Raw genomic sequence first — 14999 nt, 5'->3', positions numbered from 1 at the left:
TTCTTCCGCCTTTGCCGGGCCGATGGATACGACCACAACCTCTTCGGCCTTGCCAGCTTCTCTCAAGCGCAAAGCCTCCTCAACGGAGATTTCGTCGAACGGGTTCATCGACATCTTGACGTTGGCAAGTTCGACGCCCGTGCCATCCGCTTTCACGCGGATTTTTACGTTGTAATCGACAACTCGCTTTACCGGTACGAGGATTCTCATTCTGTTAGCCTTTTGTCTCTGCTGTTATAAGTTGTTCCGTCAGCGGCGCGTAAAAGGTGACGGAAGGACTTTCGCTGTCCTCGAATACTGCCGAGCGCGGTATAATGCTCAGTCCGCAAAGACCGGGTTTGCTGTCGAGTTCTACGCATCTGATAACCAGTGACGATGAAGAGGACGGCGCAGTGACGAGGTCCGTTTCAAACGCAAAGCCTCATCCGATCTTACATCAGGCATGGTTGCAGCGCCTTCGAACACATGCCTGCTCCATCTTGCGATATGGTCCTGCCAAGCTCCAAAATTACCGCCGCCATTCAGGCGATAGGAATCGCTGTGCAACACATCCGCTCCCGTTAGGCTGTGAATTGCCAGATATTGAGCCGCTGGCCCCGATAGCCGAATGAACCTTTGCGAGGTCAAAAATCCGGGAACAGCGATCAGCGCCGGAAGCTTCTGCTCCGAGTAGAAGCTGTTCCAGGCCTTTTCGGATTGCGGGTAGGTATAATCGCATTCGACCATGTAAAGCATTGCGCCGACCCGATCCTATTTTCTAACCCTGGCCAGCAATTCACCGACAATGCCGCGTTTGAACATCAGAACACAGATCACGAAGATGGTGCCGATGGCCACGGGAGCCGGTATTCCTGCCCCGGCGAAATAGCTCTCGAGTGTGATGACGATTGCCGCACCGACGACGGGGCCCAAGAATGTGCCCATGCCGCCGAGAACAGTCATGAGCACCACCTCGCCCGACATCTGCCATTGCACATCGGTGAGGGTAGCCAGCTGGAAAACGATGGCTTTGGTGGACCCGGCAAGACCTGCCAGTCCTGCCGAAAGAATGAAGGCCAGCAGCTTGAAGCGATCAGGCCTGTAACCCAGCGACGTGACACGAACGGAATTTTCTCTCAGAGCGACCAGTATTTCACCAAAGGGCGAGTGCACGACGCGCCAGACGAACATCATGCTGAGCAAAAAGATCACCAGCACCACATAATAGAGATTGAGCGTCTTGCTCAGATCGATCAGTCCGAACAGCATGCCCTGCGGCACGCTCTGGATTCCGTCTTCGCCACCGGTAAAGGGTGCCTGCAAGGCGATGAAATAGATCGCCTGCGAGAAGGCCAACGTGATCATGGCGAAATAGATGCCCTTGCGGCGAATCGCCAGCACGCCGAACAAGGTACCGAGCACGAGCGCTGAGGCCACACCGGCAAGAATGCCAAGCTCCGGGGAGAAACCCCAGACCTTGATACTGTGGGCGGTAACGTAAGATGCTGCACCAAAAAACGCGGCGTGGCCGAAGCTGAGAAGGCCGACATAGCCGAGCAGCAGATTGAAGGCGATTGCAAAGATTGCAAAACAGAGAATCTTCATCAGGAAGACTGGATAGAATACATATGGCGCGACGCAGAGCGCCAGAACGACAAGGAGCATTCCGATGCTGGCCAGCCGGGAGCGGTCACGGCGGTGAGTATGGTCGATGACGGTCATGATCACACCTCCTTCCCAAACAGCCCGGCAGGCTTGATCAGAAGCACGAGCACCATGATGATGAAGATGACCATATTAGACGCTTCGGGGTAGACCACTTTTGTAAGCCCCTCCAGCAGGCCAAGCGCAAAGCCGGTGAGGATGGAGCCGATAATCGACCCCATGCCGCCAATGACGACGACTGCGAACACCACGATAATGAGATTGGCGCCCATGCCGGGCGATACCTGGTAAATGGGTGCGGCGAGAACCCCGGCGACACCCGCCAAGGCTGCCCCGAAAGCGTAGGTCAGCGACACCATCAGGGGAACATTGATGCCGAAGTTTCGAACCATGGTGGGGTTTTCCGTCGCCGCACGCAGGTAGGATCCCAACCGCGTGCGCTCGATCATCAGCCATGTGCCGAGGCACACGACGATGGAAAACAGGATGACCCACGCTCTGTAGACCGGCAGGAACATGAAACCGAGATTGTATGAGCCCGTCAGCGACACAGGAATGGGATATGGCTTTCCCGAGCCACCGAAATAATGGCGGAACGCGCCCTCTATGATCCACGCCAGACCGAAGGTGAGAAGAAGACCATAAAGATGGTCGGAATCCACCAAGCGCTGCAACATGGTGCGTTCGATGAGGAACCCCACCAGACCCACCAGAAGCGGCGCGATGACGAGAGCGCCCCAGTAACTGATGCCGAGATATTGTAGAAGTAGCCAGGCGGCAAAGGCCCCCAGCATATACAATGCACCATGAACCATGTTGACCACGTTCAACATGCCGAAAATGACAGCAAGACCCAGACTGAGCAAGGCATAGAAGGCACCGTTGATGAGGCCCAGCAATAGCTGGCCGAAAAGCGCCTGGGGCGGGATGTTGAAAATATCGAGCATTGCCGGTACCTCCCCGGGGTCAGACCCCAAGATAACGTTCGAGTTTGGCGGGATTGGTCAGCACTTCGGAGGCGGACAGCTCATCGATGACGTGTCCCTCCTCCATCACGAAATGCCGGTCGGCGATTGTCGTTGCGAAACGAAAGTTCTGCTCGACGAGGATCATGGTGTATCCTGCATTTTTTAACGTTAGGATGGCATGGCCGATCTGTTCGATGATGACAGGGGCCAAGCCCTCTGTCGGTTCATCGAGCAGAATGAAACGGGCGCCTGCTCGCAGGATACGCGCAATCGCCAGCATCTGCTGCTCGCCACCGGAAAGCCGCGTGCCTTGCGTCCTGTCGCGTCCTTTCAGATTGGGGAAAAGCTGATAAATCTCGTCAACCGACATACCACCCTTAGCCACGGCGGGTGGTAATAGCAGGTTTTCCAGCACGTTCAGGCTTGCGAAAATGGCGCGTTCTTCCGGAACGTAGCCGATGCCAAGTTTGGGGATCTCATGGATTTTGCGTCCGATCAGCTCATTGCCGTCAAACCGTATCGATCCCGTCGTACCCTTGAGATTACCCATGATGGCGCGCAGGCTGGTGGTTTTGCCCGCACCATTTCGCCCCAGAAGGGTAACGACCTCGCCCTTGCGAATGTCGAAGCTGACATTGTGAAGGATATGGCTTTCGCCATAAAAGGCATTGATATTGCTGACGGTCAGCATTGCGTCCTCAGCCATGTGTCGCCCCCGTCGTTCCCATATAGGCCTCCACGACATCGCGGTTTTGCGAGACCTCGTCATAGGTGCCCTCTGCAAGGACACTTCCCTGACGCAAGACCGTAATGTGGTCGCTGATATCGGCGACCACGGAAAGATTGTGCTCAACCATGATCACCGTTTTCGTTTGCGCCAGTGACTTGATAAGGTCTGCGGTGCGCGCAATGTCCTCGCGACCCATTCCGGCGAGCGGTTCGTCGAGCAGGATCAGTTCCGGGTCCAGCGCCAACGTCGTGGCGATTTCCAGAGCGCGTTTGCGACCGTATGGCAGCTCACCTGCGGTCCGGTCAGCCCAATCGCCGAGATTAACGGATTCGATCAGTTCGGCGGCCCGGTCGTCCAGCTGGCGCAGGCATTTGCTGCTGCGCCAGAAGTGAAAGCTGACGCCAAGGCTGCGCTGCAACGCAACGCGGACATTTTGCCGGACCGTCAGTTGCGGAAACACAGCCGATATCTGGAACGAGCGAACCATGCCTTGAAACGCAATGCTGGACGGGTCGAGATGCGTGATGTCGCGTCCATTGAAGAGAATTTTGCCGGTGCTTGGCTTCAAAAATTTTGTCAGAAGATTGAACACGGTGCTTTTGCCCGCGCCATTGGGGCCGATGAGCGCATGAATCGTGCCTTTTCGAACGCACAAATCCACGCCATTGACGGCCTTGAAGGCACCGAAACTCTTGCTCAGGCCACGCGTTTCCAAAATAAAATCACTCATGCAGCAAGCTTTCTGACGACTTTGGCAAAGAAGCCGCCCTGTCGAAGGAGTTCTATTTCACGGGGCGTATCGGCTCTGAGGACGGCCACGAGTTCCCGGCTCACGCCACCACATATGATGCGAATGACGCATTGCGGTCGACAGATCGCGTTCGTATCGACCCTGTCGATATCGACGGTGATGTCCATTGACCCTGCGAAGAGCGATATAAGCTCGTCGTCATAGTCAGCCGGGTTCCGAAGCTGGACGGGCAGCACCCCCATCATCACGAGATTGCTGCGGTGAATGCGCTCGAAGCTTCTGGCGATCACCGCACGGACACCCAGCAGGGCGGTACCCTTGGCGGCCCAGTCACGTGCGCTTCCGCTGCCATAGCGCTCGCCTGCGAAGATAATCGTCGGCACGTTTTCGGCAGCATAACGACGCGCCGCCTCGAAGATCGACATGACCTCTCCGCCCGGCAAGAGGCGCGTCACCGGCCCTTCCAACTGAGGGGTCAGAAAATTGCGGATGCGGGTATTGGCGAATGTGCCCCGAACCATGATGTCGTGATTGCCACGTCGCGACGCGTAGGTGTTGAACCGCTCCGGTGGCACACCGGCATCAATCAGGAAGCGGGCTGCATCCGATGTCTTGGCGATAGGCCCGACGGGGCTGATGTGATCTGTGGTGATGGCATCTCCCAGCACCAGCAGAGGCCGCGCAGCCGTGATCGGCGGCAGCCGGTCATGTCCGGTCTGCCCGAAGAACGGCGGCTTGATAAAATAGGTGGAAGCGGGATCCCATTCGAAACAGTCGCCGGTCTGCCCGGGAAGATCGCTCCAGGCCTGCGTTTCCACAATCGTGCTCGATGTCGGCTGGGACTGGGCTAGAATATCGGAAATCTCGGCGGCGGTGGGCCAGAGATCCGAAAACACCACATCCCGTCCATCGATATGGGCGATGACATCTGTGGTAATGTCCATATCGACGCGCCCGGCCAGCGCAAAGGCCACCACAAGTGCGGGGCTCATGAGATAGGCCGAGGGAAGTGCCGGGTGAATGCGGCCTTCGAAATTGCGGTTACCGGAGAGAACAGCAACCGCAGCACCGCCATCTGCCGCGATCTTGTCCTCAACGCCGGGCCCCAGTTCCCCCGTATTTCCGACACACACGCCACAGCCATAGGCGGCAATGTGAAAGCCCAACGCAGCAAGGTCTTGCATGAGGCCGGAGGATTCGAGATAGCCCACGATGCGGTGCGACCCAGGCGCAAGCACCGTCTTGATCGACGGATTGATGGCAAGCCCCAGCGCCCGCGCCTTGCGCGCAACGAGACCCGCCGCCACCATGGATGCCGGATTGGCGGTATTGGTGCAGGAGGTTATGGCGGCAAGCGCAATGCAGTGATCCCATGCTGCGCCGTCTTGACAATGCAATTTCGCCAGATACGGCACGTTCACAAGCTGATCAGGCCGCGATGGACCTGCGACACGCAGCGTAACCGCGCTCAAATCGAAGTGCAGAGTTCGGTTATAAACAGCGCCTGGGCGGCAGGACCAGCCGAATAGCCGTTGCTTTTGCAAATGGTCGATAACGTCCTTGAGGTGGTCTTCGCTTCTTCCGGTGTCTCTCAGGTAATCGATAACGGCCTGATCGCAGGGAAAGAAAGCCAGGGTCGCCCCGTATTCAGGCGCCATGTTGGCAAGAGTGCAGCGATCGGGAACGCTGATATTGTCCACACCCTCGCCGGTAAATTCGAGATAGCTGCCGACGATGCCAGCCTTGCGCAAAAATGCCGTGAGCGTCAAAGCGATATCGGCGGCCATGACGCCCGATTGCGGACGTCCTGTCAGCTCGACCTTTACGAATTCGGGCCGCACGAGATCGAGCGGCTCATCGAGCAAAAGCTGTTCCGCCTCAATACCGCCGACACCCCAGCCGACAATGCCGAGACCGTTGATCATTGTCGTGTGGCTATCGGTTCCGACAACCGTATCGCATATCCGAAAGCCGAGCCGTTCGCTGACAACGGAGGCGATGTGTTCCATATGGATCTGGTGAACGATGCCATTGCCTGGCTGCACGACGGACAGATTGGCAAAGCTCTGCTGCGCCCATTTGACGAAACGATAACGCTCGTCATTCTCTGCGAACTCAGCCTTGAGGTTCGCAGCCAGCGACGAGACCTCGCCATAGTTCTGCGTAAGCACGGAATGATCGATCACCAGATCGACCGGCACGGATGGCCTGACCTCGGAGGGGTTCTTGCCCTGTGAGACGGCAGCCTGACGAAGTGCCGCGAGATCGACGAGCAGCGGCAGCCCCGATGCATCCTGCAGGAGCACGCGCGACACCGGAAACAAGATATCGGTGCCGTCATCAGTTTCCATCAGGAAATTGGCGGCACAATCTGGCCCCACCAGCCCGAGTTCTGCTCCGACCAGCATGGATTCCAGCATGATGATTGCCGAAAACGGCAGAGCCGACGGATCCTTGCCCAAGCTGCGGGCAAAACTATCCACGCATGCCCAGCGCAGGCTTTTGCCGGACGCGTCAGTAACGGACTTCAAGTGAGCAGGTTTGACGGGGTGAGTATTCAAGACAGCCTCGCTCGTGAGATGCAGCACGCCATGACGCGTGCTGCATTCACTGATCGTTCTACTTCTTTACCAGCGGGCATTCGGATTCAGCCAGCGGACGCGCTGCCCTGTCCCCGCTCACGGTGCTGACGAGATTGTAGTAGTCCCACGGCTCCTTCGATTCCGCAGGGGTTTTCACCTGGAACAGATACATGTCGCGAATGACACGACCGTCTTCGCGGATCTTGCCATTCTTGGTCATGAAGTCGTTGATCGGCGTATCGCGCATGGTTTTCAACACGGTCTCCGACTTGTCCGTCTGGCCGGCTTTCACAGCTTTCAGGTAGTGGAAGACCGCGCTGTAGACACCGGCCTGATAAAAGGTCGGCATGGCGTTATGCTTGGCAAAAAAGCGCTTGGAGAAGGCTTTGGTCTCATCGTTCATCGCCCAGTAGAACGGCGCTGTGAGCATGACGCCCTTGGCGGTATCGAGGCCGAGTGCATTGACCTCCGTATCAGCCAGAAGAAGTGCCGCCATTTTCTGGCCAGCCTCTGTCAAACCAAATTCGCCAGCCTGTTTCAAAGCGTTCTGCGTATCCGTACCCGCAGTGGCAAGCGCCACAACATCGGCACCAGATGACTGCGCCTGAAGCAAAAACGAGGAATAGTCGGAGCTGTTTGCTGGCATCTTGACGCTGCCGACAACCTGGCCGCCATTGGCGGTTACGACGCTGGCCGTATCACGCTCCAGCGCGTGGCCGAATGCGTAATCCGATGTCAGGAAGAACCACTTTTTTGCACCGCTTGCAGCAACCGCTTCGGCAGTCACATGGGCCAGAGCATAAGTGTCATAGGTCCAGTGAATACCATTGGGCGTGCAGGCCTTGCCGGTCAGATCGGACGACGCAGGCGATGAAAACAGGGCAACCTTGTTCTTGTCCTTCGTAATCTGCTGGACGGCAAGGGCAACCGCCGAATTGGGGATGTCGACGATGACATCCACCTTGTCCACATCGTACCACTGGCGGGCGGTCGCAGCACCGATATCCGCCTTGTTTTGGTGATCGGCGGAAATGACCTCGACCTTGGTACCATCGATGGCACCGAAATCCTCTGCCGCCATTTGCGCCGCAAGAATGGAGCCCTTGCCGGTGGAATCCGTCAGCTGGCCCGAAAGATCGGTGAGCACACCGATTTTCACCACACCGTCGCTATAATCCGCAGCTGCGACATTCGAGGTCACCGCAATTGCCGCGACACCCGCCATAAGCGTTGCCTTCATGAAGTTCTTCATTGTCATTCCTCCTCCTCCGTTAATTTATTTCGCAGCCGAAGCCGTATGCAGCCCGGCAATCCTCCCGAACACCGCTCCCCGCAGAACCGAGGTGGAACCGGTATAAACCTGATGATAAATGCCCATCGTTTCACCCGCCGCATAAAGGCCGGGGATGAGCTTTCCGTCCTGATCCACCACCTGCGCATCCGGCGTGACTTTCACGCCGCCGAAGGTGAAGCAGTTGGACGAAATGATGGGAAAGGCTCTGAACGGGCCTTTCTCAATGCGGCGCGACCAGTTGGACTTGGGCGGCACAAGATCGCGCGTCGCCCGGCCATCGATGGCGAAAGGCGTGAACTCGCCCTCCTCCGATGGGCAGGCGGCGTTGAAGGCGTCTACAGTCGCCTTCGTCTCCGGCGGCAGACCGATCTTTGCAAAGAGTTCTTCGAGCGTATTGGCCTCGAACGGTGCGATATCAGACCGGATCGACGTCTTCCAGCGCGGGATGTCCTCGACCTTGGCATCGAAGATCACATAGGAAATGCCGTCCGGTTGGTCACCGATGGCGCGACCGATATTGTCGTAGTGGGCATCGACGGTGCCTGGCGCTTCATCGAGAAAACGCTGGCCGTGCTTATCGACCAGAATGCCATAGGGATAGATGAAGACTACGGCCTCAGCTTGATGGGAACGCGGGTCAATCGGCTCGGCGTGATAGGAGCCGAATTCGCCCGCAGGTGCGGCACCGGCTTCCAGCATCATCTTGATGCCTTCCCCACGGTTATAATAACCGCCGCGCGCCACGGGACGAATATTCTTCGCCTTCTGACCTATATAATGGGTCATCATTTCCTGATTGCCCTGAAAACCGCCAGAGGCAAAAATCACGTTCGGTGCAGACAGATCGTACCGTTCACGATCAGGACCGATGACAGAGATGCCAGCAACGCGACCAGTCTCGGTCCAGCGCAAGGCGACAGCCGTCGTTCTGAAGCGGATATCCGCTTTCAGCGACTTGGCTTCCGCCATCAGCCGCTCGATCAGCGCCAGACCACCGCCTTGGGCAGCAATGCGGCTGGTGTTCTGCGTTAGCAGGTAGATCGGCTGCGGCCCGAATTTGAGTCCGAAGCCCTTGAGCCAGGCGATGGTGGAAGGCACTTTCTCTGCAAAGGTCGAAATCACTTCAGGGTCCGGCAGCGTGTGTGATTTCAGCGCAGGCGGCCAGCTATCGTAGGAGCCGGTCAGCTCACTCAACAAAGCGGGATCGATATTGAGGCCTGCATTGGACGCGAAATGATCCTCGAAATCATCGGAGATCTCGCTGTCGTTTTTCATGCGCATATAGGCCTCGGTCCAGCGGGTATTGCCGCCGTATTCCTCTTCCGGCGCGCGCTCCAGCAGAATGACGCGCTGGCCGCTTTCCAGCGCAGAAACAGCCGCACTCAGACCCGCGATACCGCAGCCGATGACAATGACATCGGCGGAATTGTTAGATGACGACATAAAAACCTCCCGGTCGTAAACTTGTATGTGTAAAGTCAGGCAGTCTTTGGTGCTGCCGGTGCATGACCGGCAACGGCACTCCCGCCCACGATGTTCAGGATCTCGGCCTCCTCGTAACCAAGTTCCTGAAGGATTTCCGCCGAGTGCTCACCTGCCAGTGGCGGGTCGCGGCGAATGGAGAAGTCGATACCCGAAAGGGTGATCGGGAGCTTCGGCAGCTTGGTGGACACCCCATTCGGCAAGGTGGTCTGCATCAACGCTCCCGTTGCCTCCAGATGCGGGTCGGTGAACAGGTCTTCCGGCCGCGCAATCGGCGCAAACGGAATACGCGCTTCCTCGCAACGCGCGATGGCCTCATCCATCATCAGTTCCGCAAAGATTTGCGTGATGATCGGGATCAGTCGCGCGCGGTTCTCGATACGTTTATTATTGGTGTCGAGAGTGGTGTCTGCGGCAAGATCGGGCCGGTTGAATGCGATGCAGAAGCGATGCCAGTGGCTGTCCGTGGTGATTCCGACGAAAAGCTGGCGGTCATCGGAGAGCCTGAACAATTCATAGACCGCCCAGGCAGACACACGCTCGGGCATCGGCGGCACGGGCTCCGACGACTGTGCGGAGTAGCTCAGATGCTGCCCCATCAGGAATACGGTGGATTCGAACAGGGCGGATTCGACCAGTCGGCCCTTGCCTGTTGCGTCCCGGTCGCGAAGTGCAATGAGAATGGCAATCGCCGCAAACATGCCGCCGGTGATATCGACCACGGAGGTTCCGGCCCGCAGAGGCCGTCCCGAAGGGCCGGTCATATAGGCGAGACCACCCATCATCTGCACCACTTCATCCAGCGCCAGACGGCTGGAATAGGGGCCATCGAGAAAGCCCTTGAGGCTGGCATAGATGAGCTTTGGGTAGCGCGAGAGGATTTCCGGGCCGATACCCAGACGGCTCATGGTTCCGGGCGCAAAATTTTCCACCAGCACATCCGCTTCCGCAATCATGCGGTGGGCAACGTCCTGGCCCTGTTCCGACTTGAGATCGAGAATGATGGAACGCTTGTTGCGGTTGAAGTAACCGAAATAGCCGGTTCCGAACCCTTTGAGGAACCGCGTCGGCTCGCCATTGGGGCCTGGCTCTATCTTGACGACATCGGCACCCAGGTCCGCCAGGATCATGGTGCAGGACGGCCCCATGACTGTGTGTCCGAAATCGAGAACCCGAAGACCGGCGAGAGGGAGGGAGGACTTGCTCATGTCTCACCCCCGGTTTTCGAGACAGTGGCGGGTCCGGTGTAGGTGAAAGGGATGGACGGCGGCATGGGGCCTTTGATGCGACCGCCCTGCTGCGTCTGTTCCCAGGCATGAGCCAGAATGCCCACGCTGCGCGACAGGATGAAAAGCCCCCGCGCCAACGGCGCCGCAAAGCCGAGTTCACCAAAGATGATCGCCGTTGCGCCATCGATATTCATCGGCACAGTGCGACCCTTGGTTTGCGAGATGAAGGTCTCGACAGCCATACCAATCTCCGCAAAGCGCCCTGACACCACCCCGGCTGCCTTCGCGTCTTCGACAAGCTTAAGAAGCACCGGCGCGCGCGGATCGATCGGATGGAACCGATGCCCGAAGCCTGGGATGTGCTCTTTTTTGCCGAGACGTCCACCGACCTCCGTTGAAAGCGCATCGCCAAGCGTTTCCCCGCCATCGATCCGGGCTGCAATGGCCTGATAGAGCGACAGACAATCCTGACCCGCGCCGCCATGCACATCGCCGAGCACATTCACTGCTGACGCGACTGCGTTGTTAAGGCCAACGCCGCATGTCGCCGCCATACGCGCAACCGCAATCGACGGTGCCTGTGGGCCGTGATCCACGGACGCCACGAGTGCGGCCTCAAGGAGCGCCGCCTGTTGCGGCGTGGGCATTTCGGCGCGTAGCATCAGCCAGATCATCTGGCTAAACGAGATGGTCCCAATCAGTTCGGCAATTGGCCGTCCGCGAATGTCGATCTTGCCGGGTGCAATGTCGATAATGCCGGTTTTCCACCAGGCGATAGCGTCGTCGATGCGATTGTCCATGGCCATATCAACCCAGCACGAAGGGGTTGGCACGGTTCGGATCCGTGGTGATCCAGACGCTCTTCGTCTGCAAATATTCCTTCATGGCCTCGACGCCACCCTCGCGGCCGATGCCGCTGCGTTTGTATCCGCCAAACGGTGTCGTAAAGCTGGTGGACCGGTAGTTGTTGACCCAGACGGTGCCTGCGCGAATGCGATCGACACAGTAGAAGGCGCGGTGCAAATCTCTTGTCCAGACGCCTGCGGCCAGGCCGAAATCGATATCATTGGCAATCTTCACTGCCTCTTCCGCATCACGAAAGCGAATGACGGAGACGACGGGGCCGAAGACTTCCTGCTGGGCGATCTTCATGTCGTTGCGAACGCCAGTGAAAATCGTCGGCTCCACGAACTGTCCCTGCCCGAATTCGGGGCCGGAGAGGGCCTTGCCGCCGCACACGAGATTGGCGCCTTCTTGCTTGCCCATCTCGATCATGCGCAGGATTTTTTCATGCTGCGCACGGGTGGCGATCGGACCAATCTGGGTTTCGTAAAGCGAGGGATCGCCGATTTTGGCGGTTTCGACGATCGCCTTGAGTTTTTCCACGAATTCGTCGTGAATACCATCCTGCAAAAGCAGTCGCGATCCCGCCATGCATGTCTGGCCAGACGCACCAAAAATGCCTGCGACAGCGCCCTTCAGCGCCTGCTCGATATCCGCGTCATCGAAGACGATGTTCGGCGACTTTCCACCCAGCTCCAGTGTCACCTTCTTCAGGCCGGAAGCAGCGGCCTCATTGACCTTCTGGCCACCGATATCACCGCCGGTAAAGGCCACCTTGGCTGTGAGCGGATGACGAACCAGCGGCTCGCCGACATCCTGACCGAAGCCGGTGACGACGTTGACCACGCCCTTCGGAAAACCGGCTTCATGTGCGAGCTTTGCAAGCTCCAGAATGGAGGCGGAGGTATATTCGGACGGCTTGATGACAATGGTGTTGCCTGCGGCAAGCGCGGGGGCCATCTTCCAGGTGGTCAGCGCAAGCGGCGAGTTCCACGGCGTGATCGCCACGACAACGCCGAGAGGCTCGTATTTCGTATAGTTGAAGACATCTGCTTTGTTGATCGGCACAACTTCGCCGCCGATCTTGTCTGCCAGACCGGCGTAATAATAGAACCACTGCGCCACATTGCGCACCTGACCCGCCACTTCGGCAATCAACTTGCCGTTGTCACGCTGCTCGATCATGCCCAGACGCTCGACATTGGCCTCGATGAGACCCGCGAGCTTGCGCATCAGCGCTCCGCGCTGCGTTGCCGTCAGCGAACTCCATTCAGGAGACAGGAATGCCTCATGGGCCACTTCAACCGCGCGATTGGCATCACGCTCATTGCCCTTGGCAATTTCAGCCCAGGCATGACCTGAAAAGGGTTCGGTCGTCTCAAACCATTCACCGGAGGAAGGCTCCACCCATTCGCCACCGATGAAATGCTGATACCGCTGCATAGCTCACTCCCAAAAGTTCTACTTGACAGAACGATGTTCTTTCAAATAGAACAAACTATGTTAAGCGGTCTTTGTCAAGATGGATTCCTGCGATAGGATTGCCGGAGGTGAACACGTGAAAGAAGAAAAGCCGAAAAGCGGCGGCGTAGACGCGGTGGACAGAGCCTTGTCGATCCTTAGCTGCTTCAACGCGAAGGACGGCAAGCTGACGCTGACGGAGATCGCCAGCCGTACGGACCTCTACAAGAGCACGGCATTGAGACTGATCGAGTCCCTTGAAAAGGCTGGCTTTCTGATCCGCTCCGACGGTCGCGGCTACACTCTGGGCGCGGAACTGATGCGGCTTGGCTCGCTCTATTCGGGGCAGTTCAAACTTGAAGACCGCATAAGACCGGTTCTCATTAGCCTGGTTGAACAGACAGGCGAAAGTGCTTCATTTTTTCTTCAGGAGGGAAACCACCGCGTTTGCCTGTATCGTGAAGATTCCCAGCATCCGATCAGAGACCATATCCGCGAAGGCGATCTGCTCGCTCTCAACAAGGGTGCGGCTGGCCATGTTCTGAGCGACTGCCTCGGAAAGGCCGCCGAGGAGATTGGGGTACTATTAAAAAAGATGCCTCACGAGTCCTATGGAGAGCGCGACGCAGATACGGCGGCTATAGCAGCCCCGGTTTTCGGGATGGATGATGAACTGCTGGGTGCAATAAGTATCTCCGGACCACTTTCGAGATTTTCTGCTCAACGGGTCGAAACGCACAAACGAGCCCTTCAAAAATGTGCCTCCGATCTCTCGAGATCGCTAGGCAGCAGTATCTATATCGGATGCTGATAGGAGGAGATCATCTTGCATTTGTACGAGATACTTGGAGTACCATCGGACGCGTCTTTTGAGAAGATTAAGAACGCTTATCACGCGAAGATAAGTAGAATGGACGACCGAGGTATTCGCGGATGGCTGCTGTCGGCGATTGATGCAGCTCACCCTTATAGATATGCCTATGCGATCCTGAGTAATGTGTCGACACGTGCGGCATACGATGCGTATCCAATGCGATTCAGCCAATTTACAACGGCACCATTGACGCCGTAACGCCCTGTGCAATGTTACGGCACGTATTTGGACACTGACTGATAACGGCAGGCGATCCGTCGCAACGCGGCAAGCTCGACCACTGGGAGTTCTCCACTCACGCCTTGAACCGCCGGGATTCTGTGTTTGTAGGTCGCTTGTGCTTGTCTCATCGCAAAATGGTAACGCGTGACATAAACAGGGACGACTCTGGATGTGGACGGTGTGACGCTCACCTCAAATGACATTCATCTGGTGATCAAGACGAAGAAAAGTCAGGTTTTCGACGTCGGTTCGCCAAGGATACCTTTCTTCTTTCGGATGAAAGACAGTCCGTGCGCGGAAGTGCTGAAGGCGAGAAAGTTCGCGAAGTGAAGAGTATAGTCATTCTTTACAGTCACGACGAAGAACAAGTTCGGGAGATCATAGAGAGAGATTTGATTGGCACACCGGTTGCGCATCTACATCAGAGTTCTTCCATCCTCAACATCGTTTGCATCTTTCATACCGTGCAGGCTCTTCGGTCATTCTAAACTTACGGGTCTGGGCTGAACAAGAGCCGCCCTTCCAGCATTGCGCATTCAACATCGCGCTGAAGTTAGAGAGAGGATCTGCAATTTTTTAGAAGCAGTCCGATGGATCTCGTTCGATTCCTGGAAAGAAAATGGACTTCCTTGGCCATCGGCTTCTCGCTCGGTTAAATCTTCTAAAAATCATGCTAGCGTTCACGCCGCAAAAGCCGAACCCATTATAAATGGCATGGTCGATCTGAACGGGCCAATCGACCTGCCCGACTAAATCTATATCTTCGGGGTGACGGCGGGGCGATTTAATGTCTTAGTGCTTTAATCGCGAAGATTGCCTCGGCCGAGCAGATGGTTTGTAAAACGGTTGCTTTGTGGGTCGTCAGACCGCGATTTTTCCCAGAAATACGAAATAATTCATACGCATCAACAACTTACCG

General features: G+C 57.0%; 11 protein-coding genes and 1 pseudogene. 1 reads left to right on the top strand and 11 read right to left on the bottom strand.

Annotated features, from left to right (window positions below; genetic code table 11):
* The 11 genes and pseudogenes from ASF29_RS11065 to ASF29_RS11010 form a co-directional block, all read right to left on the bottom strand.
* A pseudogene (locus ASF29_RS11065) lies at nucleotides 1-210 on the bottom strand (electron transfer flavoprotein subunit beta/FixA family protein); the annotation flags it as partial.
* Nucleotides 211-750: 540 nt separating this feature from the next.
* Nucleotides 751-1701, bottom strand: a complete 951-nt coding sequence (locus tag ASF29_RS11055; RefSeq protein WP_062450751.1) for a branched-chain amino acid ABC transporter permease — start codon at nucleotides 1699-1701, stop codon at nucleotides 751-753.
* Nucleotides 1702-1703: 2 nt separating this feature from the next.
* Nucleotides 1704-2591: a branched-chain amino acid ABC transporter permease gene (locus tag ASF29_RS11050; protein WP_062450750.1), complete on the bottom strand. Its 888-nt coding sequence runs from the start codon at nucleotides 2589-2591 to the stop codon at nucleotides 1704-1706.
* 19 nt (nucleotides 2592-2610) lie between these two features.
* The gene (locus ASF29_RS11045; RefSeq protein WP_200925533.1) at nucleotides 2611-3318 is read right to left on the bottom strand and encodes an ABC transporter ATP-binding protein; all 708 of its coding nucleotides are present in this window, start codon (nucleotides 3316-3318) and stop codon (nucleotides 2611-2613) included.
* Complete coding sequence (locus ASF29_RS11040; protein ID WP_062450748.1) at nucleotides 3311-4072, bottom strand: ABC transporter ATP-binding protein; 762 nt, start codon at nucleotides 4070-4072, stop codon at nucleotides 3311-3313. Before ASF29_RS11040 ends, ASF29_RS11045 begins: the two co-directional genes overlap by 8 nt.
* Nucleotides 4069-6654: an aconitate hydratase AcnA gene (gene acnA, locus ASF29_RS11035; RefSeq protein ID WP_162237896.1), complete on the bottom strand. Its 2586-nt coding sequence runs from the start codon at nucleotides 6652-6654 to the stop codon at nucleotides 4069-4071. Before acnA ends, ASF29_RS11040 begins: the two co-directional genes overlap by 4 nt.
* Nucleotides 6655-6712: 58 nt before the next feature.
* Nucleotides 6713-7927: an ABC transporter substrate-binding protein gene (locus ASF29_RS11030; RefSeq protein WP_062450746.1), complete on the bottom strand. Its 1215-nt coding sequence runs from the start codon at nucleotides 7925-7927 to the stop codon at nucleotides 6713-6715.
* 24 nt (nucleotides 7928-7951) lie between these two features.
* Nucleotides 7952-9412 carry an FAD-dependent oxidoreductase gene (locus ASF29_RS11025; RefSeq protein ID WP_062450745.1) on the bottom strand — a complete coding sequence of 487 codons (1461 nt, stop codon included), beginning with the start codon at nucleotides 9410-9412 and terminating at the stop codon, nucleotides 7952-7954.
* Between the two features lie 35 nt (nucleotides 9413-9447).
* Nucleotides 9448-10659 carry a CaiB/BaiF CoA-transferase family protein gene (locus ASF29_RS11020; RefSeq protein WP_062450744.1) on the bottom strand — a complete coding sequence of 404 codons (1212 nt, stop codon included), beginning with the start codon at nucleotides 10657-10659 and terminating at the stop codon, nucleotides 9448-9450.
* Nucleotides 10656-11480: a citryl-CoA lyase gene (locus ASF29_RS11015; RefSeq protein ID WP_082453465.1), complete on the bottom strand. Its 825-nt coding sequence runs from the start codon at nucleotides 11478-11480 to the stop codon at nucleotides 10656-10658. The genes ASF29_RS11020 and ASF29_RS11015 overlap by 4 nt, the downstream gene beginning before the upstream one ends.
* A 7-nt stretch (nucleotides 11481-11487) precedes the next feature.
* Nucleotides 11488-12966 (bottom strand): aldehyde dehydrogenase, encoded by a 1479-nt coding sequence (locus ASF29_RS11010; protein ID WP_062450742.1) that lies wholly within the window; start codon nucleotides 12964-12966, stop codon nucleotides 11488-11490.
* A gap of 115 nt (nucleotides 12967-13081) precedes the next feature.
* Here ASF29_RS11010 and ASF29_RS11005 point away from each other — a divergent pair, with 115 nt between their 5' ends.
* Nucleotides 13082-13795 (top strand): IclR family transcriptional regulator, encoded by a 714-nt coding sequence (locus tag ASF29_RS11005; protein ID WP_062450741.1) that lies wholly within the window; start codon nucleotides 13082-13084, stop codon nucleotides 13793-13795.
* Nucleotides 13796-14999 lie beyond the last annotated feature (1204 nt).

It is taken from the genome of Rhizobium sp. Leaf262, assembly GCF_001422245.1.
Taxonomy (GTDB): Bacteria; Pseudomonadota; Alphaproteobacteria; order Rhizobiales; family Rhizobiaceae; genus Agrobacterium.
This window is presented reverse-complemented; position numbering and strand designations above follow the sequence as displayed.

Excerpts from the sequence above, each read along its gene's own strand:
- ASF29_RS11025 (WP_062450745.1), bottom strand. The coding sequence starts at position 9,412 with ATGTCGTCATCTAACAATTCCGCCGATGTCATTGTCATCGGCTGCGGT.
- ASF29_RS11010 (WP_062450742.1), bottom strand. The coding sequence starts at position 12,966 with ATGCAGCGGTATCAGCATTTCATCGGTGGCGAATGGGTGGAGCCTTCC.
- ASF29_RS11050 (WP_062450750.1), bottom strand. The coding sequence starts at position 2,591 with ATGCTCGATATTTTCAACATCCCGCCCCAGGCGCTTTTCGGCCAGCTA.
- ASF29_RS11020 (WP_062450744.1), bottom strand. The coding sequence starts at position 10,659 with ATGAGCAAGTCCTCCCTCCCTCTCGCCGGTCTTCGGGTTCTCGATTTC.
- ASF29_RS11045 (WP_200925533.1), bottom strand. The coding sequence starts at position 3,318 with ATGGCTGAGGACGCAATGCTGACCGTCAGCAATATCAATGCCTTTTAT.
- ASF29_RS11040 (WP_062450748.1), bottom strand. The coding sequence starts at position 4,072 with ATGAGTGATTTTATTTTGGAAACGCGTGGCCTGAGCAAGAGTTTCGGT.
- ASF29_RS11015 (WP_082453465.1), bottom strand. The coding sequence starts at position 11,480 with ATGGACAATCGCATCGACGACGCTATCGCCTGGTGGAAAACCGGCATT.
- ASF29_RS11055 (WP_062450751.1), bottom strand. The coding sequence starts at position 1,701 with ATGACCGTCATCGACCATACTCACCGCCGTGACCGCTCCCGGCTGGCC.
- ASF29_RS11030 (WP_062450746.1), bottom strand. The coding sequence starts at position 7,927 with ATGAAGAACTTCATGAAGGCAACGCTTATGGCGGGTGTCGCGGCAATT.